Annotated in this window: 26 protein-coding genes; 15 read left to right on the top strand and 11 right to left on the bottom strand. The window is 62.7% G+C overall.

Annotation, left to right across the window (positions count from 1 at the left end):
* Positions 1 to 19 precede the first annotated feature (19 nt).
* Positions 20 to 337: a hypothetical protein gene (locus ASF84_RS21400; RefSeq protein WP_056840883.1), complete on the bottom strand. Its 318-nt coding sequence runs from the start codon at positions 335 to 337 to the stop codon at positions 20 to 22.
* Between the two features lie 39 nt (positions 338 to 376).
* Positions 377 to 691 (bottom strand): hypothetical protein, encoded by a 315-nt coding sequence (locus tag ASF84_RS21395; RefSeq protein WP_056840882.1) that lies wholly within the window; start codon positions 689 to 691, stop codon positions 377 to 379.
* Between the two features lie 199 nt (positions 692 to 890).
* Between ASF84_RS21395 and ASF84_RS21390 the strand changes: the two genes are divergently transcribed.
* Complete coding sequence (locus tag ASF84_RS21390) at positions 891 to 1,115, top strand: PA3496 family putative envelope integrity protein (protein ID WP_056840881.1); 225 nt, start codon at positions 891 to 893, stop codon at positions 1,113 to 1,115.
* On the opposite strand, the gene ASF84_RS21385 is transcribed toward ASF84_RS21390, so the two are convergent.
* Positions 1,069 to 2,019 (bottom strand): LysR family transcriptional regulator, encoded by a 951-nt coding sequence (locus ASF84_RS21385; RefSeq protein ID WP_056840880.1) that lies wholly within the window; start codon positions 2,017 to 2,019, stop codon positions 1,069 to 1,071. The two genes, ASF84_RS21390 and ASF84_RS21385, sit on opposite strands and share 47 nt — an antisense overlap.
* Before the next feature lie 228 nt (positions 2,020 to 2,247).
* On the opposite strand from ASF84_RS21385, the gene ASF84_RS21380 reads away from it, so the two are divergent.
* The 4 genes from ASF84_RS21380 to ASF84_RS21365 all read left to right on the top strand — a co-directional run bounded on the left by ASF84_RS21380 (position 2,248) and on the right by ASF84_RS21365 (position 7,272).
* Positions 2,248 to 3,663, top strand: a complete 1,416-nt coding sequence (locus tag ASF84_RS21380; RefSeq protein WP_056841495.1) for an acetyl-CoA carboxylase biotin carboxylase subunit — start codon at positions 2,248 to 2,250, stop codon at positions 3,661 to 3,663.
* An 11-nt stretch (positions 3,664 to 3,674) separates the two neighbouring features.
* Positions 3,675 to 5,483, top strand: a complete 1,809-nt coding sequence (gene oadA, locus ASF84_RS21375) for a sodium-extruding oxaloacetate decarboxylase subunit alpha (protein ID WP_056840879.1) — start codon at positions 3,675 to 3,677, stop codon at positions 5,481 to 5,483.
* A 188-nt stretch (positions 5,484 to 5,671) separates the two neighbouring features.
* Entirely contained in the window at positions 5,672 to 6,997 is a 1,326-nt protein-coding gene (locus tag ASF84_RS21370) for a type II toxin-antitoxin system HipA family toxin (RefSeq protein ID WP_056840878.1), read from the top strand.
* Complete coding sequence (locus ASF84_RS21365) at positions 6,994 to 7,272, top strand: helix-turn-helix transcriptional regulator (protein WP_056840877.1); 279 nt, start codon at positions 6,994 to 6,996, stop codon at positions 7,270 to 7,272. The genes ASF84_RS21370 and ASF84_RS21365 overlap by 4 nt, the downstream gene beginning before the upstream one ends.
* Positions 7,273 to 7,287: 15 nt before the next feature.
* On the opposite strand, the gene ASF84_RS21360 is transcribed toward ASF84_RS21365, so the two are convergent.
* Genes ASF84_RS21360 through ASF84_RS21350 form a run of 3 tightly spaced genes read right to left on the bottom strand, consistent with a single transcriptional unit; the run spans position 7,288 to position 9,062 of the window.
* Positions 7,288 to 7,965 (bottom strand): GNAT family N-acetyltransferase, encoded by a 678-nt coding sequence (locus ASF84_RS21360; RefSeq protein ID WP_056840876.1) that lies wholly within the window; start codon positions 7,963 to 7,965, stop codon positions 7,288 to 7,290.
* 16 nt (positions 7,966 to 7,981) lie between these two features.
* Positions 7,982 to 8,428, bottom strand: coding sequence for a GNAT family N-acetyltransferase (locus ASF84_RS21355; RefSeq protein WP_056840875.1), 447 nt, complete (start codon positions 8,426 to 8,428; stop codon positions 7,982 to 7,984).
* Positions 8,429 to 8,438: 10 nt separating this feature from the next.
* Positions 8,439 to 9,062, bottom strand: coding sequence for an FMN-binding negative transcriptional regulator (locus tag ASF84_RS21350; protein WP_056840874.1), 624 nt, complete (start codon positions 9,060 to 9,062; stop codon positions 8,439 to 8,441).
* 91 nt (positions 9,063 to 9,153) lie between these two features.
* Here ASF84_RS21350 and pdxR point away from each other — a divergent pair, with 91 nt between their 5' ends.
* The 5 genes from pdxR to ASF84_RS21325 all read left to right on the top strand — a co-directional run bounded on the left by pdxR (position 9,154) and on the right by ASF84_RS21325 (position 15,402).
* Positions 9,154 to 10,740: a MocR-like pyridoxine biosynthesis transcription factor PdxR gene (gene pdxR, locus ASF84_RS21345; RefSeq protein WP_236709461.1), complete on the top strand. Its 1,587-nt coding sequence runs from the start codon at positions 9,154 to 9,156 to the stop codon at positions 10,738 to 10,740.
* Positions 10,741 to 10,934: 194 nt separating this feature from the next.
* Positions 10,935 to 12,146 carry a YeeE/YedE family protein gene (locus tag ASF84_RS21340; RefSeq protein ID WP_056840872.1) on the top strand — a complete coding sequence of 404 codons (1,212 nt, stop codon included), beginning with the start codon at positions 10,935 to 10,937 and terminating at the stop codon, positions 12,144 to 12,146.
* Between the two features lie 96 nt (positions 12,147 to 12,242).
* Positions 12,243 to 13,136, top strand: a complete 894-nt coding sequence (locus tag ASF84_RS21335; RefSeq protein WP_056840871.1) for a bestrophin family protein — start codon at positions 12,243 to 12,245, stop codon at positions 13,134 to 13,136.
* Between the two features lie 211 nt (positions 13,137 to 13,347).
* Positions 13,348 to 14,253 carry a hypothetical protein gene (locus ASF84_RS21330; protein ID WP_056840870.1) on the top strand — a complete coding sequence of 302 codons (906 nt, stop codon included), beginning with the start codon at positions 13,348 to 13,350 and terminating at the stop codon, positions 14,251 to 14,253.
* Between the two features lie 42 nt (positions 14,254 to 14,295).
* Positions 14,296 to 15,402 (top strand): DUF2314 domain-containing protein, encoded by a 1,107-nt coding sequence (locus tag ASF84_RS21325; RefSeq protein WP_056840869.1) that lies wholly within the window; start codon positions 14,296 to 14,298, stop codon positions 15,400 to 15,402.
* A 248-nt stretch (positions 15,403 to 15,650) separates the two neighbouring features.
* On the opposite strand, the gene ASF84_RS21320 is transcribed toward ASF84_RS21325, so the two are convergent.
* The 3 genes from ASF84_RS21320 to aspA all read right to left on the bottom strand — a co-directional run bounded on the left by ASF84_RS21320 (position 15,651) and on the right by aspA (position 19,849).
* On the bottom strand, positions 15,651 to 16,652 hold the full coding sequence (locus ASF84_RS21320; protein WP_056840868.1) for an asparaginase: 1,002 nt from the start codon (positions 16,650 to 16,652) through the stop codon (positions 15,651 to 15,653).
* 18 nt (positions 16,653 to 16,670) lie between these two features.
* Positions 16,671 to 18,122 (bottom strand): alanine/glycine:cation symporter family protein, encoded by a 1,452-nt coding sequence (locus tag ASF84_RS21315; RefSeq protein ID WP_056841494.1) that lies wholly within the window; start codon positions 18,120 to 18,122, stop codon positions 16,671 to 16,673.
* 302 nt (positions 18,123 to 18,424) lie between these two features.
* A complete protein-coding gene (gene aspA, locus ASF84_RS21310; protein ID WP_056840867.1) occupies positions 18,425 to 19,849 on the bottom strand; it encodes an aspartate ammonia-lyase in 1,425 nt (474 codons plus the stop codon).
* 165 nt (positions 19,850 to 20,014) lie between these two features.
* Between aspA and ASF84_RS21305 the strand changes: the two genes are divergently transcribed.
* Positions 20,015 to 20,935: a LysR substrate-binding domain-containing protein gene (locus ASF84_RS21305; RefSeq protein ID WP_056840866.1), complete on the top strand. Its 921-nt coding sequence runs from the start codon at positions 20,015 to 20,017 to the stop codon at positions 20,933 to 20,935.
* A gap of 17 nt (positions 20,936 to 20,952) precedes the next feature.
* On the opposite strand, the gene ASF84_RS21300 is transcribed toward ASF84_RS21305, so the two are convergent.
* Positions 20,953 to 21,615 (bottom strand): reprolysin-like metallopeptidase, encoded by a 663-nt coding sequence (locus ASF84_RS21300; RefSeq protein ID WP_056840865.1) that lies wholly within the window; start codon positions 21,613 to 21,615, stop codon positions 20,953 to 20,955.
* A 683-nt stretch (positions 21,616 to 22,298) separates the two neighbouring features.
* On the opposite strand from ASF84_RS21300, the gene purE reads away from it, so the two are divergent.
* From purE to ASF84_RS21280, 4 genes are all read left to right on the top strand, one after another.
* Entirely contained in the window at positions 22,299 to 22,790 is a 492-nt protein-coding gene (gene purE, locus ASF84_RS21295) for a 5-(carboxyamino)imidazole ribonucleotide mutase (RefSeq protein WP_056840864.1), read from the top strand.
* A gap of 10 nt (positions 22,791 to 22,800) precedes the next feature.
* Complete coding sequence (locus ASF84_RS21290; protein ID WP_056840863.1) at positions 22,801 to 23,883, top strand: 5-(carboxyamino)imidazole ribonucleotide synthase; 1,083 nt, start codon at positions 22,801 to 22,803, stop codon at positions 23,881 to 23,883.
* 118 nt (positions 23,884 to 24,001) lie between these two features.
* Entirely contained in the window at positions 24,002 to 24,250 is a 249-nt protein-coding gene (locus tag ASF84_RS21285) for a GlsB/YeaQ/YmgE family stress response membrane protein (RefSeq protein ID WP_056840862.1), read from the top strand.
* 80 nt (positions 24,251 to 24,330) lie between these two features.
* Entirely contained in the window at positions 24,331 to 24,864 is a 534-nt protein-coding gene (locus ASF84_RS21280) for a DUF3299 domain-containing protein (RefSeq protein ID WP_056840861.1), read from the top strand.
* A 337-nt stretch (positions 24,865 to 25,201) separates the two neighbouring features.
* On the opposite strand, the gene ASF84_RS21275 is transcribed toward ASF84_RS21280, so the two are convergent.
* Positions 25,202 to 26,101 carry a D-hexose-6-phosphate mutarotase gene (locus tag ASF84_RS21275; protein ID WP_056840860.1) on the bottom strand — a complete coding sequence of 300 codons (900 nt, stop codon included), beginning with the start codon at positions 26,099 to 26,101 and terminating at the stop codon, positions 25,202 to 25,204.
* Positions 26,102 to 26,228 lie beyond the last annotated feature (127 nt).

Genomic DNA, 26,228 nt, shown 5'->3' with positions numbered 1-26,228 from the left:
TCGGTCTACGCCCTGAAGATCAGGATTTCGACTGTAAACCGGTAATGCTCAGGACCAGTTCACGCTCGTGATAGATCGCGATGCTTTGATACTGGATCAGGTCGAACCGGGAGAAGGTCACCGGCTTGTAGATCTGCGGGGTCGCGCCGAATTCCGGCTCTTCCGTCAGCTTGATATCAAGATGCAGATGGGTCTCGGAGTGATCCGGTCCCACGACCAGTTCTGCCCGGTAGGCCGAGGTCGGTACCATCACGGCGCCCGAGACCTTGATCTCGCGCTTGTTGGTGCCGACTGCATCTTCGAGCTGGATTTGCCAATGTTGGGTTGCAATGGTCATTTCAATCTTCCTTGATGGGGTGGGTCATGCCTGACCGGCTCAGGGCTTGGGCTGCATCAGAAAATCAGTCACGGTGACGACCATTTCACCTTCATGGCGAATGGATACCGTGTTGTATTTCATGGGGCCTGGCTCGAAATAGTCCAGCAGCTTGTCCGTCAGGACGGTGGCCGCCGGCTCATTGCTTGCCTGCAAGACGATATCCAGCGTCAGTGTGGCGCCCTGGCTGGAGGTCACCACCAGCGTTGCTTCGTGTGCGGGTGTAGGGACGGTCACGATGCCCGAGATCTTCAGGCCCTCGACGCCAGGTGTGTGGTCGACGCGGATATCCCAGTTTCTGCTTGGAATGCTCACTTTCTATCTTCCTTGATTGAGTGGGTTGCTTTACCGCCAGCCCAGAATCACCGATGAGCATCACGTTGATGCACTACATATCTATTTTTTTCGTGTGCATCGGCGGGTGTTTTTCATCAACTTGTCATGCTTTTGCCGCGTATTCGTCATTGGCCGGCGCCACTCTGTACATCCCGCACAACGTACTGGGAGACAGGCTATGGCTCGGCATTACGATGATTTGCAGCACAGTTCAGTCAAGACGCGCCGTCAGCAGGAAGATCAGCGGCGCATGGCGTTTCGTCGCGCGATCGAGAGTTACTCCGAAGAGCGGCGCCTGAACCAGAAGCTTTCCGACTATCTGGATGTCGACAACCTGACCGACCAGCACTGGCAGGTCAGCCCGTCTGCCGGCGACCGTCGAAGCGCTCGACCAGCCGGCTGATCTGCGCCCGCTCGGTGCGAATGAAGTTCAGGAACGCATGGGCGACTGGCGACAGGCGCTTGTCGCGAGCCTGAACCACGCACCAGCTGCGGTACAGCGGCAATTCGGCCACCGGCAGCTCGGTCAGCGTGCCGGCGGCCAGCTCGGCACTGACTGCGTGCCGGGTCAGCATGGCCAGCCCCAAGCCGGCCACCACGCATTCGCGTTGGGCTTCGCTGGACGACACCTCCAGGGTCTGGTTGAAGTGCACATGCTTTTCCTTGAAATACTCCTCGCAGGCCTTGCGCGTGCCCGAGCCGTTCTCGCGCACCAGCAGCGGCCAGGGCTCCAGGTCCTTGAGGGTCAATTGTGGCTGCCCGCATAACGCGTGATCGCTGGGTGCCACGGCCACGATCGGGTTATTGAGAAAGGGCAGAAACTCCAGGTCCATGTCCTGCGGCACCATCGACATCACCACCAGATCGTCGCGATTGTCAGCCAGGCGCCGGATGATCTGCGCACGATTGACCACCGCCAGTGCCAGGCTGACTTCCGGGTATTGCCGTTTGAAGGCGGCAAACAAGTGCGGGATGAAGTATTTGCAACTCGACTCGATGGCCAGTTTAAGCTGGCCTTGCAGCGAGCCCTGCATGTCCGACAGCTGCATGTCGAAGTTTTCCAGCCGGCCAAAGATGTCGCGGCTGGCGTGGCGCAAGGCCTCGGCGGCTTCGGTCAGGTACAGTTTCTTGCCTACGTACTCGAACAGGGGCTGACCGATCAGCTCTTCAAGCTGACGCATCTGCAGGCTGACGGCCGGTTGCGTCAGGGCCATTTCTTCGGCAGCGCGGCTGTACGAGCGCAGGTCGCAGACCTCATTGAAAGTTCTCAATTGTTTTAATGTCATTCGCATCAATGACTTACGCATGGTCTGATCCTGTGTTCCGAGCGCCTGAACTTCAACTATAAGTCTTTGCTTATGCTTCACCCAATTTTTACTGATTTTTGTTTATCGCGGATCCCGCATAGGGTGGCGGTGCGTCGACGCGTCACATGAGCTGTTACAAAAACAAAGCGACGACTGCCCCGTGCCCCGGGCAGTCCAGTGCCGACCGGCCCGTCCGGCAGGCCTGTACCAATGGTCGAGGAAAAGCCAGTGATCAAAAAAATTCTGATCGCCAACCGTGGAGAGATTGCCGTCCGGATCGTGCGCGCTTGCGCCGAGATGGGCATTCGCTCGGTGGCGATCTACTCGGATGCCGACCGCCATGCCCTGCATGTCAAGCGCGCCGACGAAGCCTATAGCATTGGCGCCGAACCCCTGGCCGGTTACCTGAACCCGCGCAAGCTGGTCAACCTGGCGGTGGAAACCGGCTGCGACGCCTTGCACCCCGGCTACGGCTTTCTTTCGGAGAACGCCGAGCTGGCCGAGATCTGCGCCGAGCGCGGAATCAAGTTCATCGGCCCGTCGGCGGAAGTCATCCGCCGCATGGGCGACAAGACCGAAGCGCGGCGCAGCATGATCAAGGCCGGCGTACCGGTGACGCCGGGCACCGAAGGCAACGTCGCCGACATCGCCGAGGCGCTGGTCGAAGGGGATCGCATCGGTTATCCGGTGATGCTCAAGGCCACCTCCGGTGGCGGCGGGCGCGGTATCCGGCGCTGCAACAGCCGCGAAGAGCTCGAACAGGCCTTCCCGCGGGTGATTTCCGAGGCGACCAAGGCGTTTGGCTCGGCGGAAGTGTTCCTGGAAAAATGCATCGTCAACCCCAAGCACATCGAGGCGCAGATCCTCGGTGACAGCTTCGGCAACGTCGTGCATCTGTTCGAGCGCGACTGCTCGATCCAGCGCCGCAACCAGAAGCTGATCGAAATCGCCCCCAGCCCGCAACTGACCCCCGAGCAGCGCGCCTACATCGGCGACCTGTCAGTGCGCGCCGCCAAGGCGGTGGGCTACGAGAATGCCGGTACCGTGGAGTTCCTGCTCGCCGAGGGCGAGGTGTACTTCATGGAGATGAACACCCGGGTGCAGGTGGAGCACACCATCACCGAGGAAATCACCGGCATCGATATCGTCCGCGAGCAGATCCGCATCGCTTCGGGCCTGGCGCTGTCGATCAAGCAGGAAGACATCATTCATCGCGGCTTTGCGCTGCAGTTCCGGATCAACGCCGAAGACCCGAAAAACGGCTTTCTGCCCAGCTTCGGCAAGATCACCCGTTACTACGCACCCGGCGGGCCCGGTGTGCGCACCGACACGGCGATCTACACCGGCTACACCATTCCGCCGTATTACGACTCGATGTGCCTGAAGCTGATCGTCTGGGCGCTGACCTGGGAAGAGGCCATGGACCGCGGCCTGCGCGCGCTGGATGACATGCGCCTGCAAGGCGTGAAGACCACCGCCGCCTACTACCAGGAAATCCTGCGCAACCCCGAGTTCCGCACCGGCCAGTTCAACACCAGCTTCGTCGAAGCGCACCCGGAACTGACCAACTACTCGATCAAGCGCAAACCCGAAGAGCTGGCCCTGGCCATCGCCGCCGCCATCGCCGCCCACGCAGGCCTGTGAGGAACCCGATAATGTCCAAGAAGATCTTTGTAACCGACACCATCCTGCGTGACGCCCACCAGTCGCTGCTGGCCACCCGCATGCGCACCGAAGACATGCTGCCGATCTGCGACAAGCTCGACAAGGTCGGCTACTGGTCACTGGAAGTCTGGGGCGGCGCCACCTTCGACGCCTGCGTGCGCTTTCTCAAGGAAGACCCGTGGGAGCGCCTGCGCCAGCTGCGTGCTGCGCTGCCCAACACCCGGCTGCAAATGCTGCTGCGTGGCCAGAACCTGCTGGGCTACCGCCATTACAGCGATGACGTGGTGCGGGCGTTCGTCGCCAAGGCGGCGGTCAACGGTATCGACGTGTTCCGCATTTTCGATGCCATGAACGACGTGCGTAACCTGCGCGTGGCCATCGAAGCGGTCAAGGCGTCGGGCAAGCATGCCCAGGGCACCATTGCCTACACCACCAGCCCCGTGCACACCATCGAAGCCTTCGTGGCCCAGGCCAGGCAGATGGAGGCGATGGGCTGCGATTCGGTGGCGATCAAGGACATGGCCGGCCTGCTGACGCCGTACGCCACCGGTGAGCTGGTCAAGGCGCTGAAGGCCGAGCAGTCGCTGCCGATCTTCATCCATTCCCATGACACCGCCGGCCTGGCTGCCATGTGCCAGCTCAAGGCGGTCGAGAACGGCGCCGAACACATCGATACCGCGATTTCCAGCTTCGCCTGGGGCACCAGCCACCCGGGCACCGAGTCGATGGTCGCCGCGCTCAAGGGCAGCGAATTCGACACCGGCCTGGACCTTGAGCTGCTGCAGGAAATCGGCCTGTACTTCTATGCGGTGCGAAAGAAGTACCACCAGTTCGAAAGCGAATTCACCGCCGTCGATACCCGTGTGCAGGTCAACCAGGTGCCGGGCGGGATGATTTCCAACCTGGCCAACCAGCTCAAGGAGCAGGGCGCCCTGAGCCGCATGAGCGAAGTGCTGGCCGAGATTCCGCGGGTGCGCAAGGACCTGGGCTACCCGCCGCTGGTGACCCCGACCTCGCAGATCGTCGGCACCCAGGCGTTCTTCAACGTGCTGGCCGGCGAGCGCTACAAGACCATCACCAACGAGGTGAAGCTGTACCTGCAAGGCGGCTACGGCAAGGCGCCGGGTGCCGTTGACGAGAAACTGCGCCGCCAGGCGATCGGCAACGAAGAGCTGATCGACGTGCGTCCCGCTGACCTGCTCAAGCCGGAAATGACCAAGCTGCGCGCCGACATCGACGGGCTGGCCAGGTCCGAAGAGGACGTGCTGACTTACGCCATGTTCCCGGACATTGGCCGCAAATTCCTTGAAGAACGTGCCGCTGGCACCTTGGTGCCCGAAGCGCTGCTGCCCATTCCTGAAGCCGGCAGCGTGGCCCGTGCCGGTGGTGAAGGCGTACCGACCGAGTTCGTCATCGACGTACACGGCGAGACCTACCGCGTCGACATCACCGGTGTCGGCGTCAAGGCTGAAGGCAAGCGTCACTTCTACCTGTCCATCGACGGCATGCCTGAAGAGGTGGTGTTCGAGCCGCTCAATGAGTTCGTCGGCGGTGGTGGCAGCAAGCGTGGCCAGGCCAGCGCGCCGGGCCATGTCAGCACCACCATGCCGGGCAATATCGTCGATGTGCTGGTCAAGGAAGGCGACACAGTCAGGGTCGGTCAGGCGGTATTGATCACCGAAGCAATGAAGATGGAAACCGAAGTCCAGGCGCCGATTGCCGGCAAGATCGCTGCCATCCATGTGGCCAAGGGCGACCGGGTCAACCCGGGCGAGATCCTGATCGAGATCGAAGGCTGACAGCGCCTTACAGATTCAACGGTTAACCTCATTGGGGGAGCGTAATAGCTCCCCTTTTTTTATGAGCGTGAAAAAACCGGTCTGCATTAAAATGCACTCTCTGGGCGGTCTAAACCCTAAAAAATGCACTATAGTGCAGAAAGTCTTGGCTCAATTGGTGGTCGGGTGCATTAAAGTGCAGATCAGGCATGTATAACCTTACGCTTCAGCTGTTTACCGACGGTGCCTGGCAGGACGCCATGAGCCTGTCCTTCAGTGATCCTGCCAAGGGCTTTGGCAGTCCATGCCGTATCGCCTACAAGTCCGCCTACGTGCATGCTCATCCGCAAGCGTTCGAAACGCCCTTTGCCAAGGCGGTCAGCGCGCGTCTGCCGTTGGATTTCGAGCCGCTGTTGTTCAGCCATGCGCCGGCATTCCTGCATGACATCGCGCCGGCCGGTGCGGCCAAGCGCTTTCTGATGAAGTTCTTTGGTGTGCAAAAACCTGAAGGCATGGGCGACGACCTGTACCTGCTGGGTCGCAGCACGCCAGCGCCCATCGGGCATCTGCGTATCAAGGAGTCGGTCGAGGCGTTGCAAGAGGATGACCCATTGGGGTTTGCCCGCCAGGATGTGATCAGCCGCGATCAGCGCTTTCTTGAATATGCCTATGAGCAGGGGGCGGCAATTGGCGGGGCGACCGGGGCCGGAGGTGAGGCGCCAAAATTGCTGATGACCCAAGACGTGAATGGACGGTTGTATCCCGATGCCGTGCTGGCCGATGAGCAGGCGCAAGCACACTGGTTTATCAAGTTCGCGCGCAATCAGGCCCTGAACAATGATCAGGTCATTTTGCACGCTGAGTTCCTGTACTACCGCGCGTTACAGGCACTGGGCATCGAGACCGTAGCCACGGCCGACATGGCGCTGGAGCAGGCCGGCAAGCCGAGCCTGTGGATGAGGCGTTTCGATCGGCGTGTCACGGCGCAAGGTGTCGAGCGCCTGGCGGTCGAGTCGATGTATTCGCTGGCCGGGGTGACCGTGCCGGGCAGCCCGATGGACCATGTGCAGGTCATCGAGCGTCTGGTCGCCCTGTGGGCGCAGGCCGGGCAACAGGTCGAGGTGCCTGAACTGGTGGCCGATTACCTGCGCCGTGACCTGATCAACAAGATTCTGGGCAATTCGGACAATCATGGCCGCAACACTGCGATCATTCGGCAGGACAATGCCTGGCGGCTGGCCCCGATCTATGACCTGGCGCCCATGGTCATGGACGCCGAAGGCGTGACCCGTACGACCAAGTGGCCCAGGCCCATCGAACGTGCCGGTGATGTTGACTGGCGTGCGGCCTGCCAGGCGCTCAGTGGCATTCTCGATCCGGAACGAGCCTTCGAGCGCTTGCGTCAGGATGCAGAGGTCTTGCGGGCGTTGCCGGATATTTTGCGTGACGATGGCTTGCCGCCTGCCGTCTTCAACCATCCGGCCATTGCCTTGGGCGGCCTGGACCAACGTCTACGCCACTGGGACCTGTCATGACCCTGTCCATCGATGCCCGTATATTGCTGATCGAAAGCGTCCGGCAAGGCATTGCCGATGGCAGCCTGCAACTGGGCCAGGCGGTGAAGCGCCTGCGCGTGGAAGGCGCGGGCATGCTCCAGAGTGACTATGCGCAGTTGTGCCGGATTTCGGTGCGCACCCTGATCCAGATCGAGCAGGGCGAGGGTAACCCGACACTCAAGTCCCTGAATGCGGTGTTCCGGCCCTTTGGCTTGCAGATGGGGGTGGTCAGGCGTCAGCGGCAGATCAGCTGACGCTTGAGTCGACGGTCAGGCGTCGGCGCGCAGGGCTTCCAGCGTTTTCAGCTGGCGTCCGTCGGCAAAGTTGTCCAGCGACAGCCAATGCTCGAAGGCCTGTTGCACGGCCGGCCATTCACGGTCGAGGATCGAGAACCAGGCTGTGTCGCGGTTAACGCCCTTGACCACCATGTGCTGGCGGAAAATCCCTTCGAAGCTGAACCCCAGGCGCTCGGCGGCCCTCAGGGAGCGGGCGTTGTTGGCGTTGCATTTCCATTCCAGGCGGCGGTTGCCCAGGGCGAAGGCTTCGCGCGCCAGCAGGTAAATGGCCTCGGTGCTCTTGGGCGTGCGCTGCATGGCGGCGCCAAAGGTGACATGGCCGATCTCGATGCGGCCATGGGCGGCCACGATCGACATCAGGCTGATCACGCCTTCGACCTTGCCGGTGGCCTGGTCGACCACACTGTAGAACCACGGGTCGCTGTCCTGCGCATGGCGTTGCAGCCAGGCGTCGAAGTCGCTGCGGGCCTGGAAGGGGCCATAAGGCAGATAGTTCCAGAGCGCGCGGTCAGAGCCCGGGCCTTCCAGCGCGTTCCACAGGTCATCGCCGTGGCGTGCCGGGTCGAGTTTTTCCAGGCGAATGAAGCGGCCTTCCAGGGGCTGGACGGTCGGCAGGGTGGCGGGTTGCCAGTTCAGCGGGGCATCGGACATGACGGCGATCCTGAAGTCAGAGCGTTTTGCGAAATTGAATGAAACCGGCACGTTCTGCAATCCGTTCGTACAACCGGATCGCCGTGGCATTGGTTTCGTGGGTCAGCCAGTGCACCTTGCGGCTGCCTTGTTCCTGGGCACGGGCATAGACGTATTCGATCAAATGTCGACCGACGCCGGTGCCGCGTTGGTGCGGGTCGACGAACAGGTCCTGCAAATAACAGGCGTCTTCGATGCTCCAGTTGGAGCGGTGAAAGATGAAATTGACCAGGCCCACGGCCTGAGCACCTTGCCAGGCCAGGGCGGCGTGGGTCGGTTCCTGTTCATCGAGCAGGCGTTGCCAGGTCGAGGCGCTGACCTCGTCGCTCAGTTCGGTCTGGTAGAAGCGCAGGTAGGCCTGCCACAGCGCCAGCCAGGCCGCGTGGTCCTGGGGGCTGACGGGGCGAATCTGTAGATCGGTCATTGGGGCGTCCTTAACTCATCAAGCGGGCAATGTGTTGGTCGTGCGGGTCCTGACTGGCCGCCAGGCCGTCGCGCACGCCCTGGATGTCGGCGGCGCTGCGGTTCTGGCTGAGCTTGCGCTTGCCCAGCAGGCGCTCAATGGGCAGGGCGAAACCGGTGATGGCGCCCAGCATCTTGTCGATGTAGTCGGCCGGCGCATCGTCGATGGACCACGGCGCGGCGCGGCCGGCCTCGTGGCGTTCGCTCAGTGCGCCCACCAGTTGGCGCAAGTCGGCCCGCTCTGTCATCAGTTGCGGTCGGCCCCACACATGGACAGCCAGGTAATTCCAGGTGGGCACCGCTTTGCCGTGTTCGGCCTTGCTGGGGTAGAGCGACGGGCTGACGTAGGCATCATGGCCTGCAAACACCAGCATCACTTCACGCTCACCGGTCAGTTCGCGGCCTTGGGGATTGGCCTTGGCCAGGTGGCCATAAAGGGTGCCATGCGGGCCTTGGTCGCGGCGCAGCAGCAAGGGCAGGTGGGTGGCTTGCAGGCCGGACTCGCCATCGGTCACCAGTAAGGCCAGGCGACACTGGTCGATCTGCTGCCATTGGCTGTGCAGGTCGTCGTCTTTGAACGCGGCTGGGATGTACATGTGGATTCTCCTTGGCGGGCAGGTAAATCCTAGGCAGGCTATTGGTTCTTGGTAAGAGCCATTAATGCATCATTTGACAGGGCCAATTGCAGTGACCAGCCAGCCTTCGGTATTCCCCTTCGACCCGACCGGCCTGCAACTCGACCGCCGTCAGGGATTGAGTCGCCAGCTCTATCAACTGCTGCGTCAGCGCATCCTTGAAGGACGCCTGATCAGCGGCACCCGCCTGCCGGCCAGTCGCGACCTGGCAGCAGCGCTTGGCATTTCCCGCAACAGCGTGATGCGCGCTTATGACCAGTTGTACGCCGAAGGCTTTACCGAAGGGCGCGTGGGCGATGGCACCTACGTCGCTCGTCTGCCTGACCCGTCCACCTTGGGCAAGCGTGGCACTAAACAGTTATCCACTCAGTTGTCCACAGGGTTACGCACAGGGTTATCGACAGGTTTATCCACAAACTCGTCAGAAATTTCCCCACTTCCAGTCGAAAAAGTTATCCACAGCGCGGCGCTGGCGCTGTTGCAGACCCACAGTCTGCCCGCGCCGAAAAGCGGCGAACCGCGTGCGTTTCGCGTCGGTGTACCGGCATTCGATCTGTTTCCCTTTGCCATCTGGGGCAAGTTGTACGGGGCTTTCTGGCGTAAACCCGACTTGCAGCAGCTTGGGTATGGTGAGCCGGCCGGAGACCGGCGCCTGCGTGAGCTGATTGCCCTGTACCTGCGCTCCTCACGCGGCCTGCCGTGTACCGTTGAACAAATTGTGATCACCAGTGGCGCCCAGCAGGCCATCAGCCTTTGTGCACAATTGCTACTCGACCCTGGCATGACCGTGGCAGTGGAAAACCCGGGGTATCGCGCTGCAGCCAATGCCTTTGCGATTGCCGGGGCGCGATTGCACGGCATGCCGGTGGACAGTGAAGGCATGTGTTGTGCGCAACTGCAGGCTAGCGACTGCTCGCTGGCCTATGTCACGCCCTCGCACCAGTACCCGACCGGGGTGGTGATGAGTCTGGCACGGCGCCTTGAATTGCTGGCCTGGGCGCACCGCACCGGTGGCTGGATCGTCGAGGACGACTATGACGGCGAGTACCGTTACAGCGGCGCGCCCCTGGCCCCGCTGGCGGCCCTCGATGGCCAGGGGCGGGTCTTGTATGTGGGCACCTTCGGCAAGATTGCCTTTCCGGCCCTGCGCCTGGGCTACCTGGTGCTGCCGCCGCCGCTGGTCGAGGCCTTCGGCCAGCGGCGGGCGCTGGACATGCGCCACTCCGAGGCGGTAACCCAGACGGTCATGGCGCAATTTATCGCCCTGGGGCACTTCCAGCGGCATATTCGGCGCATGCGACGCGCCGCCCTGAGCCGGCGCAATGCCTTGCTGGCGGGCTGGCCGCAGGAGGTGCCCGGCTGCGAACCCATGCCGCGGGTGGTGGCGGGCCTGCATGTGGCGGTCAAGGTCGACAGCCGGGCCCGCGAGCAGCAACTGGTCGCCCAGGCCGAGGCGGTGGGGGTGGAGATCAATCCCTTGAGCGATTACTGGCTGCCGGACTCGACCACGCCGGCCGATGAACGTGCCGGCCTGGTACTGGGCTTTGCCGCCGTGCCGGAACCGGCGATAGCCGACGCCCTGGCGCGGCTGCGCAAAGCGTGGCAAACGCCAGCTACACAACACACCGGATCGCAGTAGGAGCGCGCTTGCCCGCGACCGGCTGCGTTAGCAGTCGTAAATTTGTGGCGTTTCATAGATCCCGGACTGGGTAGCAGTCGTAAATTTGTGGCGTCTCCTACCCCCGGCCTGTGTGGCCAATGCGTTAATTGTGGGCCGAACGCCGGCGGGCTATTTATACTCGGTGCTCTTTTTTGGCAGGCTTGGAAAAATCCATGAGTAATTCGCTTTCGGCCACGCCCGGGCGCCGGCTTGGCGCGCCGTTGGCCGCCTTGTTTCTGTTGCTGCTGGGCACGCAGTTTCTGCTGCTCAGCGTAGGCATGCGCCAGGTCATGTTGCTGCTGGTCGGCGCGGCGCTGGGCGTCACGCTTTACCATGCGGCGTTCGGTTTCACCTCCGCCTGGCGGGTGTTCATCCTTGAACGCCGTGGCGCCGGGCTGCGGGCGCAGATGGTCATGCTGGCGGTGGCCGTGGTGCTGTTCTTCCCGACCCTGGCCGCCGGCACCCTGTTTGGCCAGCCGGTCAACGGCCTGGTGGCGCCGGCCGGAGTATCGGTAATCGTCGGCGCGTTCATTTTTGGCATCGGCATGCAACTGGGCGGCGGGTGTGCGTCGGGCACGCTCTTCACAGCCGGTGGCGGCAATGCGCGCATGCTGGTGACCCTGGTGTTCTTCATCCTGGGTTCGCTGATCGCCACCCATCATGTGCACTGGTGGTTCGCCCTGCCGTCCCTGCCGGCCATCTCGATGGTCAAGAGCCTGGGCTGGTTGCCGGCCCTGTTGCTCAACCTGACCGTGTTTGCGCTGATTGCCTGGCTGTCGGTGCACCTGGAGAAGCGCCGTCATAGCCAGCTCGAAGGCCCGGTGCAAAGCGAACTGCGCGGCTGGCAGCGTTTTCTGCGCGGGCCCTGGTTGCTGGTCTGGGGCGCGGTGGCCCTGGCGCTGTTGAACTACGCGACCCTGGCGCTGGCGGGTCGTCCCTGGGGCATCACCTCGGCGTTTGCCCTGTGGGGCGCGAAGATTGCCACCGGGGCCGGGGTGGACGTGGCCAGCTGGCCGTTCTGGCAGAGTGCCGGCAATGCCAAGGCACTGGCCGCGCCGGTGTGGCAAGACATTACCACGGTGATGGACATCGGCATCATGATCGGTGCGCTGCTGGCGGCAGGACTGGCCGGGCGCTTTGCGCCGAACCTGGACATCCCGAGGCGTTCGCTGGTGGCCGCCATCATCGGTGGCCTGTTACTCGGTTATGGCTCGCGCCTGGCCTATGGCTGCAACATCGGCGCTTACTTCAGCGGTATCGCCTCGGGCAGCCTGCATGGCTGGCTGTGGGTGGTCGCGGCCTACATGGGCAACTGCATCGGCGTTGCCCTGCGGCCGGTGTTTTTTCCGGGTGAGCGCATGAAACCGACACTTAGCGGCTGCTGAAACGAACCATCTGCCCTTTTTGCATTCAAAGTCTCTTGCAATTGTGAGGGGCTTTGACTGATGCCCCGTTCACTTGGCGAATCGACGGGGTGGCTTTTGCAGAGCTTGATCATCAAGAAATTCAGATTTATCGGCCAGACGTTTGGCTATGTGGGCTGGTCGCTGTTCTGGCTATTGATCTGGGACGTGATCGTCACGGTCGATTTCATGCTGTTCCTCGATTACAAATACTCCTTCCCGGCCATGCCGCTGACCCTGCTGGGTTCGGCGCTGGTGGTGCTGACCAGCTTTCGCAACTCCAGCGCCTATAACCGCTGGTGGGAAGCCCGGACCCTGTGGGGCGCGCTGGTCAACAGCTCGCGCAGCTTCGCCCGCCAGGTCCTGACCCTGATCGAGGACGAAGATCCAGAGCATCCCAATCCGGTCAAGGCCGTGCTGCTGCGCCGTCATGTGGCGTATGTGAAGTGCCTGTCGGCGCATTTGAAGGGCGGTATCTGTGGCGAGGAGGTCGAGCGGCTGATCTCGCTTGAAGAGTTCGAGCGCCGTCATGAAACCAATAACTTCCCTAACGATTTGCTCAGCGTCTCGGCAATGCTGATCGCTCGCGAATACCAGGCCGGGCGCCTGGACAGCATCCGCCTGGCGCGCATCGAGTCGACCCTGGTCGACATCTCCAACTGCCAGGGCGGCATGGAGCGCATTGCCAATACGCCGCTGCCGTATCCCTATGTGGCCTTTCCACGGTTGTTCATCACCCTGTTCTGCCTGATCGTACCGATCGGCCTGGTCGAAACCCTGGAATGGTTCACGCCGCTGGCGTCGACCGTGGTCGGTTTCATGCTGCTGGCCATCGAAAAGATCGGCACCGACCTGCAAAGCCCGTTCAAGGCCAGCGAACATGAAATCCAGATGAAGGCCCTGTGCGAGAACATCGAGCACAACCTGGGCACCATGCAGCGCGGTGTCGAGAGCCAGAGCCGGGTCAGCTGAGGCCGTCGATGAGACCCGGGTCACAATCCTGTGGCCCAGAGCCTTCGAGGCTGAACCAAGCGGTGGTTCTGTGCTCAATAGGAGCCCCGTCGTTGCGGGCCATGTATTGGCCATCAACGACGTCATGGGGTTCGCGCCGCGCTGCGCCGGATGCCGAACATTGCCAGGCAGGCGCGCATTTCACGTGTTTTTACAAGGAAGCAAAACCATCATGCAGTCGTCCTCGCAGCCTGCGGGCCAGTTGATCGCCACTTACAGACACGGCAAAGCGTTTCTGATCTTTACCCTGGGCTTCAGCCTTTTCATGCTGGGCCTGGCCGCTTTCGTCTTGTATCTGCAAACCATCCTGCCGGTGGCCGACACCGGCCCGGTCATCGTCGAGTCCAGTGGCCGTCGCGGCATGACGATGCAGTTTTCCAGCCAGAGCATGATGATCTACTGCACCGCCGCCTTCCTGGCGTTCGTGGCGGCGTGCATGTTCGGCATCTATCTGTCGCAGCGCAAGCTGCGCCGGCCGACCTATGAAGTGTATGAGCACGGCATTGCACAGGTCATCGGCGCGCAGAAAGACTACGTGCCGTATGTCGAGATCGAAGACCTCTACCTGTTCGGCTCGGGCCAGACCGCGACCAGCGGCCTGGTCACCAACGTGGCCTGGCGCCGCAATGCCAGCGAACCGTTCCGCCGGGTCACGGCTTCGCTCAAGGGCTTTGAAGACTTCCAGTTGCAGGTGCGCGAGCTGTATGTGCGTGAACGCTTGCCAGTGCTGCTCAATGCCTTGCAGGCAGGATCTGCAGTGACCTTCAACTGCATTGGCACCGGCCAGCTGTGGTTCAAGCGCATCGTGGGCAACTTCCTCAGCGTCACCACCCAGCCGCTACGCCTGACCCGCAACCATCTGGAGTTCCAGGGTCGCCAGGTGCCGGTTGCGCAGCTGCGCAGTGTCGACCTCAATGCCTGGACCGAGAAGGTCGTGATCAAGGATGAAGCCGGCAAGCCGGTGCTGTCGGCCGTGGCCACGGCGATCATGAGCCATGACCTGTTGCTCAATACTCTCGATGCCCTGTTGCAGGCCGAGCCGACGCCGTACGTGCCCTCGGCGCCGCTGCCGGCCTGAGCCGTTGACGATTCATGACCACAGGGCAAGGAGCCCCATCGTATGACTGACCAGCCCATTTACACGCAAGAGAACAGTGACGCCACGGCGGCGGCGGTGGCCAGCGCCCAGGCGACGTTCAAGTTCCTCTGGCGCGAATTGTCGTGGGAGCGGCGCCGGATCGTCACCGGCGTGGACCTGGCGGCGGTCAAGGTGGCCTTTGCGCTCGATGCCAACGATCCGTCCATCCCGTCGGCGGAAAACATGTGGATGAGCGATCTGGACTTCAACGGCGAGCAACTGACGGGCGTGCTCATCAATGAACCGCGCTGGGTCGCCTCGCTGCAGGCCGGCGACCGTGTCTCGGTGCCGTTTGCCGACCTGAGCGACTGGCTGTACGTCAGCTGCGGACGGGTCTACGGCGGCTTCACCATCGATGGCTTGCGCAGCGAGATGGGGCCGGCCGAGCGCGCCGAGCATGACCAGGCCTGGGGGCTGGATTTTGGCGAGGTCGGGCGCATTGAGCTGGTGAGGCAGGACCCGCCGGTGTTTTTCAGCCGCACTCTGGATACGCCGCAAGACCGCGAGGCCCTGACGAAGCTGGAACACAGCGAGCACCCGATGTGCGTTGCTACGCTGGACGCGATCAGGCAGGACCTGCGTGACAACCCAGGGCTTGTCACCGATGAGGACGAAGAGGGCTGGACGCTGCTGCACCGTGAAGTGCTGGCCGGCAATTTCGAATTTGTCCGTGCGCTGACCAAGCAGGGCGCGGACTACAAGAAGCCGAACCGCAACGGCCATACACCGCTGATGCTGGCCAGGATGGCCGGCTGGCCGCGCCTGGTCGATGCGCTGGTGCCGGGCTTCCCGCTGTGGCCGATCGGCCTGGCGCTGGTGGCAGCGGCACTGGGCTGGCTGTACTGGATGATCGTGCCGCCGCTCAATGGCGAGCGCGCGCTGGACGCAAGCCCGCTGGGCTTTGTCGGTGCCGTACTGCTGCTGGGCATGGGCCTGGTGTCGTGCACCGGCCCCTGGTATTTCAACCTGCGCGAACGCACCCCGCTATGGGGCAAGTCGCGGGCGCTGGATATAGGCGCCATGCTGCTGGGCGTGCTGCTGGCGTTCCTGCTGCACGATCAGTTGAAGAGTCACTTGCACGGATTCTAAGGCGCCAAGGCAGGTAGAGCCTTCCACCGGTTTGATGTGGCCCTGGATTTCGGGCCTGGCATCAGACTGTGGGAGGCAGCTCTGCTGGCGATGGCTGCGTGACAGGCGCAGCAGGTGTATAGGCCTTGCTGGCCTCATCGCCGGCAAGCCGCCTCCCACCAGTTGGATTTCGCCTTGGATTTCGGGCCTGACACAAGACCTGTGGGAGGCAGCTCTGCTGGCGATGACGAGGTTTCAGGCGCGTCCGGTCAGCGAAGTTCGCCGCACAGGTCGAGTTCGACCAGGCGGCGGACGTCGTCCACCGGCAAGCCGCTGCCCAGCAGGGCCTGCAACTTGCCCAGGACGGCTTCACGGGTCATGCCGCCACCGGACAGGACGCCGGCGCCACGCAGGCGGCTGCCGGCTTCGTAGATGTCCAGCTCGACACCACCTTGATGGCATTGGGTGATCGCCACCACGACAATCCCGCTGTCCTGCGCCCGCTTGAGGCTGGCGAGGAAGTCCGGGTTGTCGCTGGGGCCGGTGCCGCTGCCGAAGCATTCCAGCACCAGGCCCCGGATACCGCTGTCGATCAGGCCATCCAGCTGGGCGATGCCCAGGCCTGGAAACAGCGGCAGCACCGCAATCGAGGCCTCGGTCTTCACCTGCCGGTAGTGCAGCGCGTCAGGCAGGTTTGTCACCGGCTGGCCGCCATGCAGGCGTTGCAGGGCGGCAAACGGATGGCGACCGAAACTGCGGATCTTGGCGCAACGGGTCGGGTCGAGGGTTTCGCCATGAAAATACAGGTGTACGCCTGTCGACAGACCGCCGCCCAAGGCCTGCAAGGCGCCGTTGACGTTTTCCCAGGCATCGCTGTCGGCCACGCCGGCCGGCAGCATGGAGCCGGTGAACACCACCGGTGCTTCCAGGCCCAGCAACTGGAAGCTCAACGCCGCCGCGCTGTAGGCCAGGGTATCGGTGCCGTGCAGCACCAGTACCGCGTCGCAGCCTTCATCCACCGCCTCGATCACCGCAGCACGCAGGCGCAGCCAGTAGGCCGGGCTCATGTTGGCGCTGTCGATCAGTGGCGCCATCTCGCGAAAGCGCCACGACGGCACGACGGTCTCAGGCCGATCGGCCAGTTGCGCGGCCATGCGTGCCTCGAAACCCGACGCCGGTGCCAGGCCGTTGGCGCTGGCCTGCATGCCGATCGTGCCCCCGGTGTAAAGAACCATCACGCGCTGAGCGGGTTGATGAATGTCATGCGTCATGGTTCTTTTCCTTATGGGTTAACGGGCGCTGGGGACAGGGTCGACGGCTTCGCCAGTCTTGACCTGGGGTTTCAGCCCTGGGTTGGCTGGCCAGGCATTGCGGTCCAGGTCCAGGTCGGGGAATTTGCTGGAGTCGAACACCGGGGTCTTGATGCCGGCCTTGCGCTGGTCATCGTAGTCACGCAGCACGCGCATGGCGACCTTGAACAGCATGGCCAGGGCGATCAGGTTGACGAAGGCCAGCAGGGTCATGGTGATGTCGGCGAAGGCGAACACGGTGTTGAGGTTGACCATCGAACCCCACAGGATCAGCACCAGGACGAGCACGCGGTAGGCGACGATGGCCTTGACCTTCTCGCCGAACAGGAAGCGCAGGCTGTTTTCACCCAGGTAGTAGTTGTAGAGGATCGAGGTGAACACGAACAGCGCCAGGGCCACGCTGATGAAGATCCGGCCCCAGTCACCCACCACGGCGGCCAGCGAGTTTTGCGCCAGGACAATACCGTTGCCGCTGTAGCCGACGTCGTAGATGCCCGACAGCAGGATCAGCAAGGCGGTGCAGGTGCAGATCACGAAAGTGTCGAGGAACACGCTGAATGCCTGGACCACACCTTGTGCAACCGGGTGCTCGACCTGGGCGACGGCGGCCACGTTCGGCGCACTGCCAAGACCGGCTTCGTTGGCGAACACGCCGCGCTTGACGCCCATGACGATGGCGCTGCCGATCAGGCCGCCGAATACCGGGTCAAGGCCGAAGGCGCTCTTGACGATGGTCATCAGCATGCCCGGTACGTGTTCGATCTGCAGGGCGATGACGTAGACGGTCACGGCGATGTAGATCAGGGTCTTGACCGGGACCAGCAGGTCGGAGATGGCCGCGATGCGCTTGATGCCGCCGATGAAACCCAGGCCCAGCAGGATCGCCAGGCAGATGCCGGTGATCTTGTGGTCGATGCCGAAGGCACCATTGAGCGAGTCGGTGACGGCGTGCGATTGCAGGCCGTTGAAGGCGAAGCCGAAGGTGATCAACAGCAGCACGGCCATGACCTTGCCCAGCCAGCGCTTGCCCAGGCCGTACTGGATGTAATACGACGGGCCGCCACGGTACTGGCCTTCGGAGTCCTTGCGCTTGTACAGCTGCGCCAGGGAGCACTCGATGAAGCTGCTGGACATGCCCACCAGAGCGGTGACCCACATCCAGAACACCGCGCCAGGACCCCCGAGGGTCACGGCCAGGCCGACACCGGCGATGTTACCCGCACCGACACGACCGGCCAGGCTGAGCATCAGCGCCTGGAACGAGCTCAACTGACCCGAGCTGCTGCGCAGGCTGTCGCGAAACACGGCGAACATGTGGAGGAAATGACGGAACTGCACGAAGCGTGAGCGGATGGTGAAGTAACCGCCTAGGCCGACAATGAGTACGATCAGTACTTTTCCGGACAGGAAGTCGTTGGTGACTTCCAGCACGTGGTTCATGAATTCCAGCATCTTATTATTTCCTCGCTACTTTTTGAGGGGGCGCACTATACCGGTGCAAATAGTCAACGTCTGTAGCCGCTTTCTTGTGTATCTGAATATTCATCTGCGGCATTCGGACGAATGCTTTCGTCAAGGCAGTACGAAAGCGGTGTAACGAACCTGGATTTCCTCCTTGAGATCCGGAATCCGATATTCAAAAAAAGGGCCTGAAGCCACGGCTCCAGACCCTCAAAAGGTCGAGGGGGGTCTAGGCCCTCAGCCTGGTGATCAATGTGTATCGAGCCTGCATATCAGGCTTTCAGCGGCGCCAGGCGCGGCGCGATCATGTTTTCCGGGCGCAGGATGTCGGCGAGTACGTCGTCGTCGAGCAGGCCTTCTTCACGCACCAGTTCCAGCACGCCACGGCCTGTTTCCAGGGCGATGCGGGCGATACGGGTGGAGTTCTCGTAGCCGATGTAAGGGTTCAGCGCGGTGACCAGGCCGATCGAGTGCTCGACCAGCTCGCGGCAGCGTTGCTCGTTGGCGGTGATGCCGACGATGCAGTGTTCGCGCAGCATGTCCATGGCGCGTTGCAACAGGCGGATCGAGTCGAAGATCTTGTAGGCGATCAACGGCTCCATCACGTTCAGTTGCAGTTGGCCGCCTTCGGCCGCGATGGTCAGCGCCAGGTCGTTGCCGATGATGGCGAACGCCACCTGGTTGACCGCCTCCGGGATCACCGGGTTGACCTTGCCGGGCATGATCGAGCTGCCGGGCTGGCGCGGTGGCAGGTTGATTTCGTTGATGCCGGTACGCGGGCCGCTCGACAGCAGGCGCAGGTCGTTACAGATCTTCGACAGCTTCACCGCGGTACGCTTGAGCATGCCGGAGAACAGCACGAAGGCGCCCATGTCGGAGGTGGCTTCGATCAGGTCGGCGGCCGGCACCAGCGGCTGGCCGCTGATGGTCGCCAGGCGCTGCACGGCCAGGTTCTGGTAGCGCGGGTCGGCGTTGATGCCGGTGCCGATCGCGGTGCCGCCCAGGTTGACTTCGGTCAGCAGCTCCGGCGCCAGGCTGCGCAGGCGGTTGAGGTCTTCGGTCAGGGTGGTGGCGAAGGCGTGGAACTCCTGGCCCAGGGTCATGGGCACCGCGTCCTGCAACTGGGTGCGGCCCATTTTCAGGACGTGGCTGAATTCTTCGCTCTTGGCGCTGAAGGCATTGATCAGGCTGTCCAGGCTGGCCAGCAGGGCGTCGTGACCGAGCAGCAGGCCCAGGCGGATGGCCGTCGGGTAGGCGTCGTTGGTCGACTGCGCCATGTTCACGTCGTTGTTGGGGTGCAGGTACTTGTACTCGCCTTTTTCATGGCCCATTGCTTCCAGGGCAATGTTGGCGATGACCTCGTTGGCGTTCATGTTGGTCGAGGTGCCGGCGCCGCCCTGGATCATGTCGACCACGAACTGGTCGTGGAAATCGCCGCGTACCAGGCGGGCACAGGCTTCGCTGATGGCCGCGTGCTTGGCCTGGTCGAGATGGCCGAGCTCATGGTTGGCATCGGCGGCCGCCTGCTTGACCATGGCCAGGGCCACGACCAGTTTCGGATAATGCGAAAGAGGAACGCCGGAGAGGTGAAAGTTGTTCACCGCTCGCAGGGTCTGGATGCCGTAGTAGGCGTTGGCCGGTACTTCGAGGACACCCAGCAGGTCTTTTTCGATACGCGATGATGCAGGCGAGGACATGATAGAACTCATCTCAGGAAAGGCATGAATGATGCCGGAACAGCGCGATAGTGGGCCTCTGGGCAAATCTTGACTAATGCTGTTACACACTGCCCCATGCAACAACGGCATAATGTCGTGTGACTCGACGATGATTGTGTCTCAAACGATGTCCGGGAGGACGCAATGAACCTGGAAAGCAAATGGCTGGAGGACTTCAGCGCACTGGCCGCGACCCGCAGTTTTTCCCAGGCGGCCGAACGTCGTTTCGTTACCCAGCCGGCCTTCAGCCGGCGCATTCGCAGCCTTGAAGCGGCCCTGGGCCTGGTGCTGGTCAACCGTTCACGGACGCCGATCGAACTGACCGCCGCCGGACAGTTGTTCCTGGTCACGGCACGGACCGTGGTCGAGCAACTGGGGGAGGTGGTCCGCCATCTGCATCATCTGGAAGGCGGGCAGGGCGAGGTGATCCAGGTGGCCGCTGCCCACTCCCTGGCGCTGGGGTTCTTTCCGCGCTGGATCGCGCAATTGCGCAACGACGGGCTGAACATCGCCACCCGGCTGGTGGCCACCAATGTGGGCGAGGCGGTGCATGCGCTGCGTGAAGGCGGCTGCGACCTGATGCTGGCCTTCTATGACCCCGATGCGGCGCTGCAGATGGACGCCGAGATCTTTCCGTCGCTGCATCTGGCGCACAGCGAGATGCTGCCGGTCTGCGCCGCCGACGAACACGGCCAGCCCTTGTACGACCTGGACAACGGCCACAGCGTGCCGCTGCTGGCCTACAGCGCCGGCGCGTTCCTGGGCCGTTCGGTGAACCTGCTGCTGCGCCAGAGCAACCTGCGCTTTACCACCGTGTACGAGACTGCCATGGCCGAAAGCCTCAAGTGCATGGCCATGGAAGGCTTGGGTATTGCCTGGGTGCCGCGCCTGAGCATGCGCGCCGAGCTTGAGCGCGGCGAACTGGTGGTGTGTGGCGGGGCGCAGTGGCATGTACCGCTGGAAATCCGCCTGTACCGCTGCGCCCTGGTGCGCAAGGCCAATGTGCGCCTGCTGTGGCGCAAGCTGGAAAGCGGCACGGCCCCGCCTGGCGAGGTGCGCGGCTGACCGGTTTTTCCGCCGGCCTACGGCTTGTCGAGGTAAGCCTTTATAGCCTTGCGATTGCTGTCGCTGAAGACATAGCAACTGGGCAGGATCAGTGATTCGGTTGGGGCCATAAGGGTCTGGCAGGGGAGGCCCGGTGTGTAGCGGGTCTGCGCATTTTCATGAAGGGCCCCCAGTGTATGGCCCACTTCATGGGCAATGGTGCTCCAGGATCGCAATGACGCAATGGCCACACCCTGGGTGGAAAACGAGATCCCCAGAATGTCGGACGTCAGCCTGTGGCGGGTCACCAATACATACTTGTGATACCGGCCGGGCCTGGGCAGGTTATGGCGATCGACATAATCGAGCACACGTTCCTTCCAGGCTTGCAACGTCTGTATGCCGTCACCGAGCCGATAACCGAAGTCGGTGTAACCGGGCTGACCGGTAATGGACAGCACATTGACCCGTCGTCCGGTGATATCGGTGACCTCCTTGATGAACCAGCCAAGGTAGCCGTCATTGAGGTCGCTCACTTCCTGACGGGTGAGCTGGTCGTGAAGAAACAGGGTCAGCACGATCGGGCGCAGCGGGGCGGGGCCGTCGACCTGATCAAGCGACGTGGGTCGAGGGACGGCCTGAGCGGCGGCGTCCAGGCATAAGGCCAGGCACAACAGAAGAGCGTGGTATCTGTACAGCATTGTCTGTGAACTCCATTTCAGTGACTGCGGGCGTTTGTCCGCGTGGGTGTCACCTAATCGGGAGCGGCCCCGTGCCGCCAGAGCGCCGCGCAGTCAGTTTCGGTAGGCGATGGCAGAACGTTTTGTAGGAGCGCGCTTGCCCGCGACCGGCTGCGCAGCAGTCGTAAATTTGTGGCGTTTCGTAAATTTCGAATGTGTTCACAGCCGTAAATTTGTGGCGCTCCATCAATTTTGCGAGCGCTGCGCACCGGGGGCGGCCCCGTGCCGCCAGAGCGCCGCGCAGTCAGTTTTGGTAGGCGATGGCAGAGCGTTTTGTAGGAGCGCGCTTGCCCGCGACCGGCTGCGTTAGCAGTCGTAAATTTGTGGCGTTTCATAGATCCCGGACTGGGTAGCAGTCGTAAATTTGTGGCGTCTACGGGGGAATTTAATAGCCAATGACATCCATAATTTATTTTGTGTTTGATGAGCGCCGCCCATCCGCCTTGCAGGATTGTTCCGGCCCTTGAGTGGCGCTGTGGACAGATGGTCGTACAAGGTGCTTTTGTTTCTGCACTTTGAGGTATACTGCGCGGCCTTTGGCCGGCCTGACCGGTCATTTTTCGTACAACAAGCCACGCCGGGATTCCTGCGTGGCTTGTTGTTTTTAGACGCGCCTGCGGGCGCCCGATGGAAGAGGCACGACGATGAGTGCACTGGTTGGCGTGATCATGGGCTCCAAGTCCGATTGGTCCACCCTTAGCCACACCGCCGATATGCTGGAAAAGCTCGGCATTCCCTACGAAGTCAAAGTGGTGTCTGCGCACCGCACGCCTGACTTGCTGTTCCAGTACGCCGAAGAGGCCGAGGGCCGTGGCATCGAAGTGATCATCGCCGGGGCCGGTGGCGCCGCTCACCTGCCGGGCATGTGCGCCGCCAAGACGCACCTGCCGGTCCTGGGTGTGCCAGTGCAGTCGTCGATGCTGTCGGGTGTCGACTCGCTGCTGTCGATCGTGCAGATGCCCGCCGGCATTCCGGTCGCGACCCTGGCCATCGGCCGGGCCGGCGCCATCAACGCCGCGCTGCTGTCGGCCAGCATCCTGGGCGGCAGGCACCCGCAGTTCCATGCCGCGCTCAAGCAGTTCCGTACCGAGCAGACAGAAACCGTCCTGGACAATCCGGACCCGCGCATCGCTTGAGGTGTTTTCCATGAAGATCGGTGTTATCGGTGGCGGCCAGTTGGGTCGCATGTTGGCCCTGGCGGGCACTCCGCTGGGGATGAACTTCGCCTTTCTGGACCCTGCGCCGGATGCCTGTGCGGCCGCTCTGGGCGAGCACCTGCGGGCCGATTACGGCGATCTGGATCACCTGCGCCAGCTGGCCGACGAAGTCGACCTGGTGACGTTCGAGTTCGAAAGCGTGCCGGCCGAAACCGTGGCGTTCCTGTCGCAGTTCGTGCCGGTCTACCCGAGCGCCGAGTCGCTGCGCATCGCGCGTGACCGCTGGTTCGAAAAGAGCATGTTCAAGGACCTGGGGATTCCGACCCCCGAGTTCGCCGACATCCAGTCGCAGGCCGACCTGGACGCCGCCGTGGCCCGCATCGGCCTGCCGGCGGTGCTCAAGACCCGTACCCTGGGCTATGACGGCAAGGGCCAGAAGGTCCTGCGCAGCCAGGCCGATGTCACCGGCACCTTCGCTGAACTGGGCAGCGTGCCCTGCCTGCTGGAAGGCTTCGTGCCGTTCAGCGGTGAAGTGTCGCTGATTGCCGTGCGCGGCCGTGATGGCCAGACCTGCTTCTATCCGCTGGTGCACAACACCCACGACAGCGGCATCCTGCGCCTGTCGATCGCCAGCACCGACCATCCGTTGCAGGCGCTGGCCCAGGACTACGCGGGCCGTGTGCTCCAGCAGCTCGACTATGTCGGGGTGCTGGCGTTCGAGTTCTTCGAGGTCGACGGTGGCCTGAAGGCCAACGAAATCGCGCCACGGGTCCATAACTCCGGGCACTGGACCACCGAAGGCGCCGAGTGCAGCCAGTTCGAGAACCATCTGCGTGCTGTGGCCGGCCTGCCGCTGGGCTCCACCGCGAAGGTGGGCGAGAGCGCGATGATCAATTTCATCGGTGAAGTGCCGGCGGCCGAGGCAGTGCTGGCGGTAGAGGATTGCCACCTGCACCACTACGGCAAGGCCTTCAAGGCCGGCCGCAAGGTCGGTCACGCTACCGTGCGCAGCGCTGACCGTGCCACCCTTGATCGCCAGGTCAGGCAGGTGCAGGCGCTGGTCAAAGGTTGACCCTCGGTAATTGCGTCCGGGATCGGCCGGAACCATCCGCGTCCCTCATCCTCAGATAGCGGTAAGCCAATGCCGTTATCTGGTGTTGGCATGGCCAACTGAGACGAGGGAAAACGCTATGGGGATTATCGGGACTATCTTTATCGGCTTGATCGTGGGCCTGCTGGCGCGCTTTCTGAAGCCGGGCGATGACAGCATGGGCTGGATCATGACCATCGTGCTGGGCATTGCCGGCTCGCTGGCGGCCACCTACGGCGGTCAGGCACTGGGCATCTACCGGGCAGGCGAGGGTGCCGGCTTCTTCGGTGCACTGGTCGGTGCGATCATCCTGCTGGTGATCTACGGCATGATTAAAAAGAAATCATGAAACCTGGCATTCCGGTCCTCTGCTTTGCAGGTGCAGGGGACTAGAATGCGCGGCTCTCCCTTGCCTTGCCGAGCTTTTCGATGCGCCGCCTCCTGTTGCTGACCCTGGTGTTGTTGTCTGCGCCGGTTTTCGCCGAACTTCCTGAAACCGACTGGCTGGAATTGATGCCGGCGTCGGATCAGCGCGCCCTGGAAGCGATGCCAGAGATCGAGCACAACTCACCGGAAACGCTGGGCACCTTTGACAGCAAGGGCGGGCTCAAGCAGAGCAAGGGCCTGCCGGCGGTGATGTATTCGGCCAAGACGGTCGCGGCCATGAACGGCAAGACGATTCGCCTGGGTGGCTACCCGGTGCCGCTGGAAACCGACGCCAAGGGCCACAGCACGCTGTTTTTCCTGGTGCCTTACCCGGGTGCGTGTATTCATGTGCCGCCACCGCCGCCCAACCAACTGGTGCTGGTGCGCTACCCCAAGGGGCTGAAGCTGGACGACATCTACACGCCGTTGTGGGTCGTAGGCACCCTCAAGGTCGAGAAGATCAGTAACGATCTGGCCGATGCCGCCTACGCGATGGAGGCCTCGAAGGTCCGGGTTGTGGTCGAATCGGACCTGTGATTCCGGGCTGCGGTACAGCGCCGACAGGTGGGTCTGGCAGCACTGGCCCCATCGTCGGATCGCCGCCCGGGGCAGAGTCCCCTCCCACAGGATTGATGTCGCCCAAGGTCTGGTGCCTGGCACCGGACTGTGGGAGGCGGCTTGCCGGCGATGGCTATGTGACAGGCGCAGCAGGTGTATTGCCTTGCTGGCCCCATCGTCGGATCGCCGCCCGGGGCAGAGCCCCCTCCCACAGGATTGATGTCGCCCAAGGTCTGGTGCCTGGCACCGGACTGTGGGAGGCGGCTTGCCGGCGATGGCGATGGGACAGACGCAGCACGTGTGCCGGCCTTGCGGATTAAAGCGGTTCACTCCACAGGCTGACGCTCAACACGTGCATGGCCTGCGGTGCCAGGGTCACCACGTCGCTCATGACATTGGCCGTTTCGACGCACAGCATTCCCTGCCAGCCATCATCGGCCATGTCGGGCAAGGCCCTGGCGCGGGTTTCCCACGGGTTCCAGACCACCGCCGAGCTCGAACCATGGGTCTGGATCAGGATGCGACGGTTCAGGCCCGGGTCATTGATGGCCAGCACGTTCGGGGTGTCGAGGTAGATGCGGTCGGTCTCGGCGGCGAAGGTCAGGTCACCCGCCTGCTGGCGTTCTTCCCAGTTTTCCAGGGTCTCGATATAGCGCAGGCCGTCGACGCCTTGCAGGCTGACCTGGCGCACGTCGCTGACCTTGAAGTAGGTGTGCAGCGCCTGGCTGAGGGTGACTTCATCGGGACCGCCGTTGTAGCTGACCAGGCTGATGTTCAAGGCATGGTCCAGGCGGATACTGAGTTTCAGGCCGACGTTGTGCGGCCAGCCCGGCAACTGGCCTTCGGCCTGGGGCAGGATGAAGTCGATCAGCAGGGCGTCGCCATCCTCGCCGATCCCCAGCAGTTGCCAGTCCAGGATGCGCGCTTCGCCGTGGGCGTTGGCCGGCTCGCTGCTCTGGCGCATGGCCTGGACGCTGTCAGGGTTGCGGGCCAGGTTGCCGAACCACGGCCAGCACACCGGCACGCCGCCGCGGATGGGCGTGCCTTGCTTGAAAATGGCGCTGTCGTTGAACCAGACCAGCGGCGCCTGGCCGTCGACCTGATAACTGAGGATGTGCGCGCCTTGCTGGGCGACCAGCAGTTCGGCAGTGCCATGGCGGATGCGCCAGCAGTTCAACTCATCGAAGGTAACGGATTCAACCTGGGGCGTCGGCATAAGGAGGGCTCACTCAAAGGTCAGGGGCAACAGGACACCTCTAAAAACGGCCTGTGTTTTCAGAGGCACCCACTACAGGCTGTGCCAAAACGATCGAGTTTAGCGCCAACGGCCGGCTTTGTGGTCC

The sequence above is a fragment of the Pseudomonas sp. Leaf127 genome (assembly GCF_001423155.1).
GTDB classification, from domain to species: domain Bacteria; phylum Pseudomonadota; class Gammaproteobacteria; order Pseudomonadales; family Pseudomonadaceae; genus Aquipseudomonas; species Aquipseudomonas ovata.
Note: the sequence above shows the minus strand (reverse complement) of the source record. Positions and strands in the feature narration are given on the sequence as shown.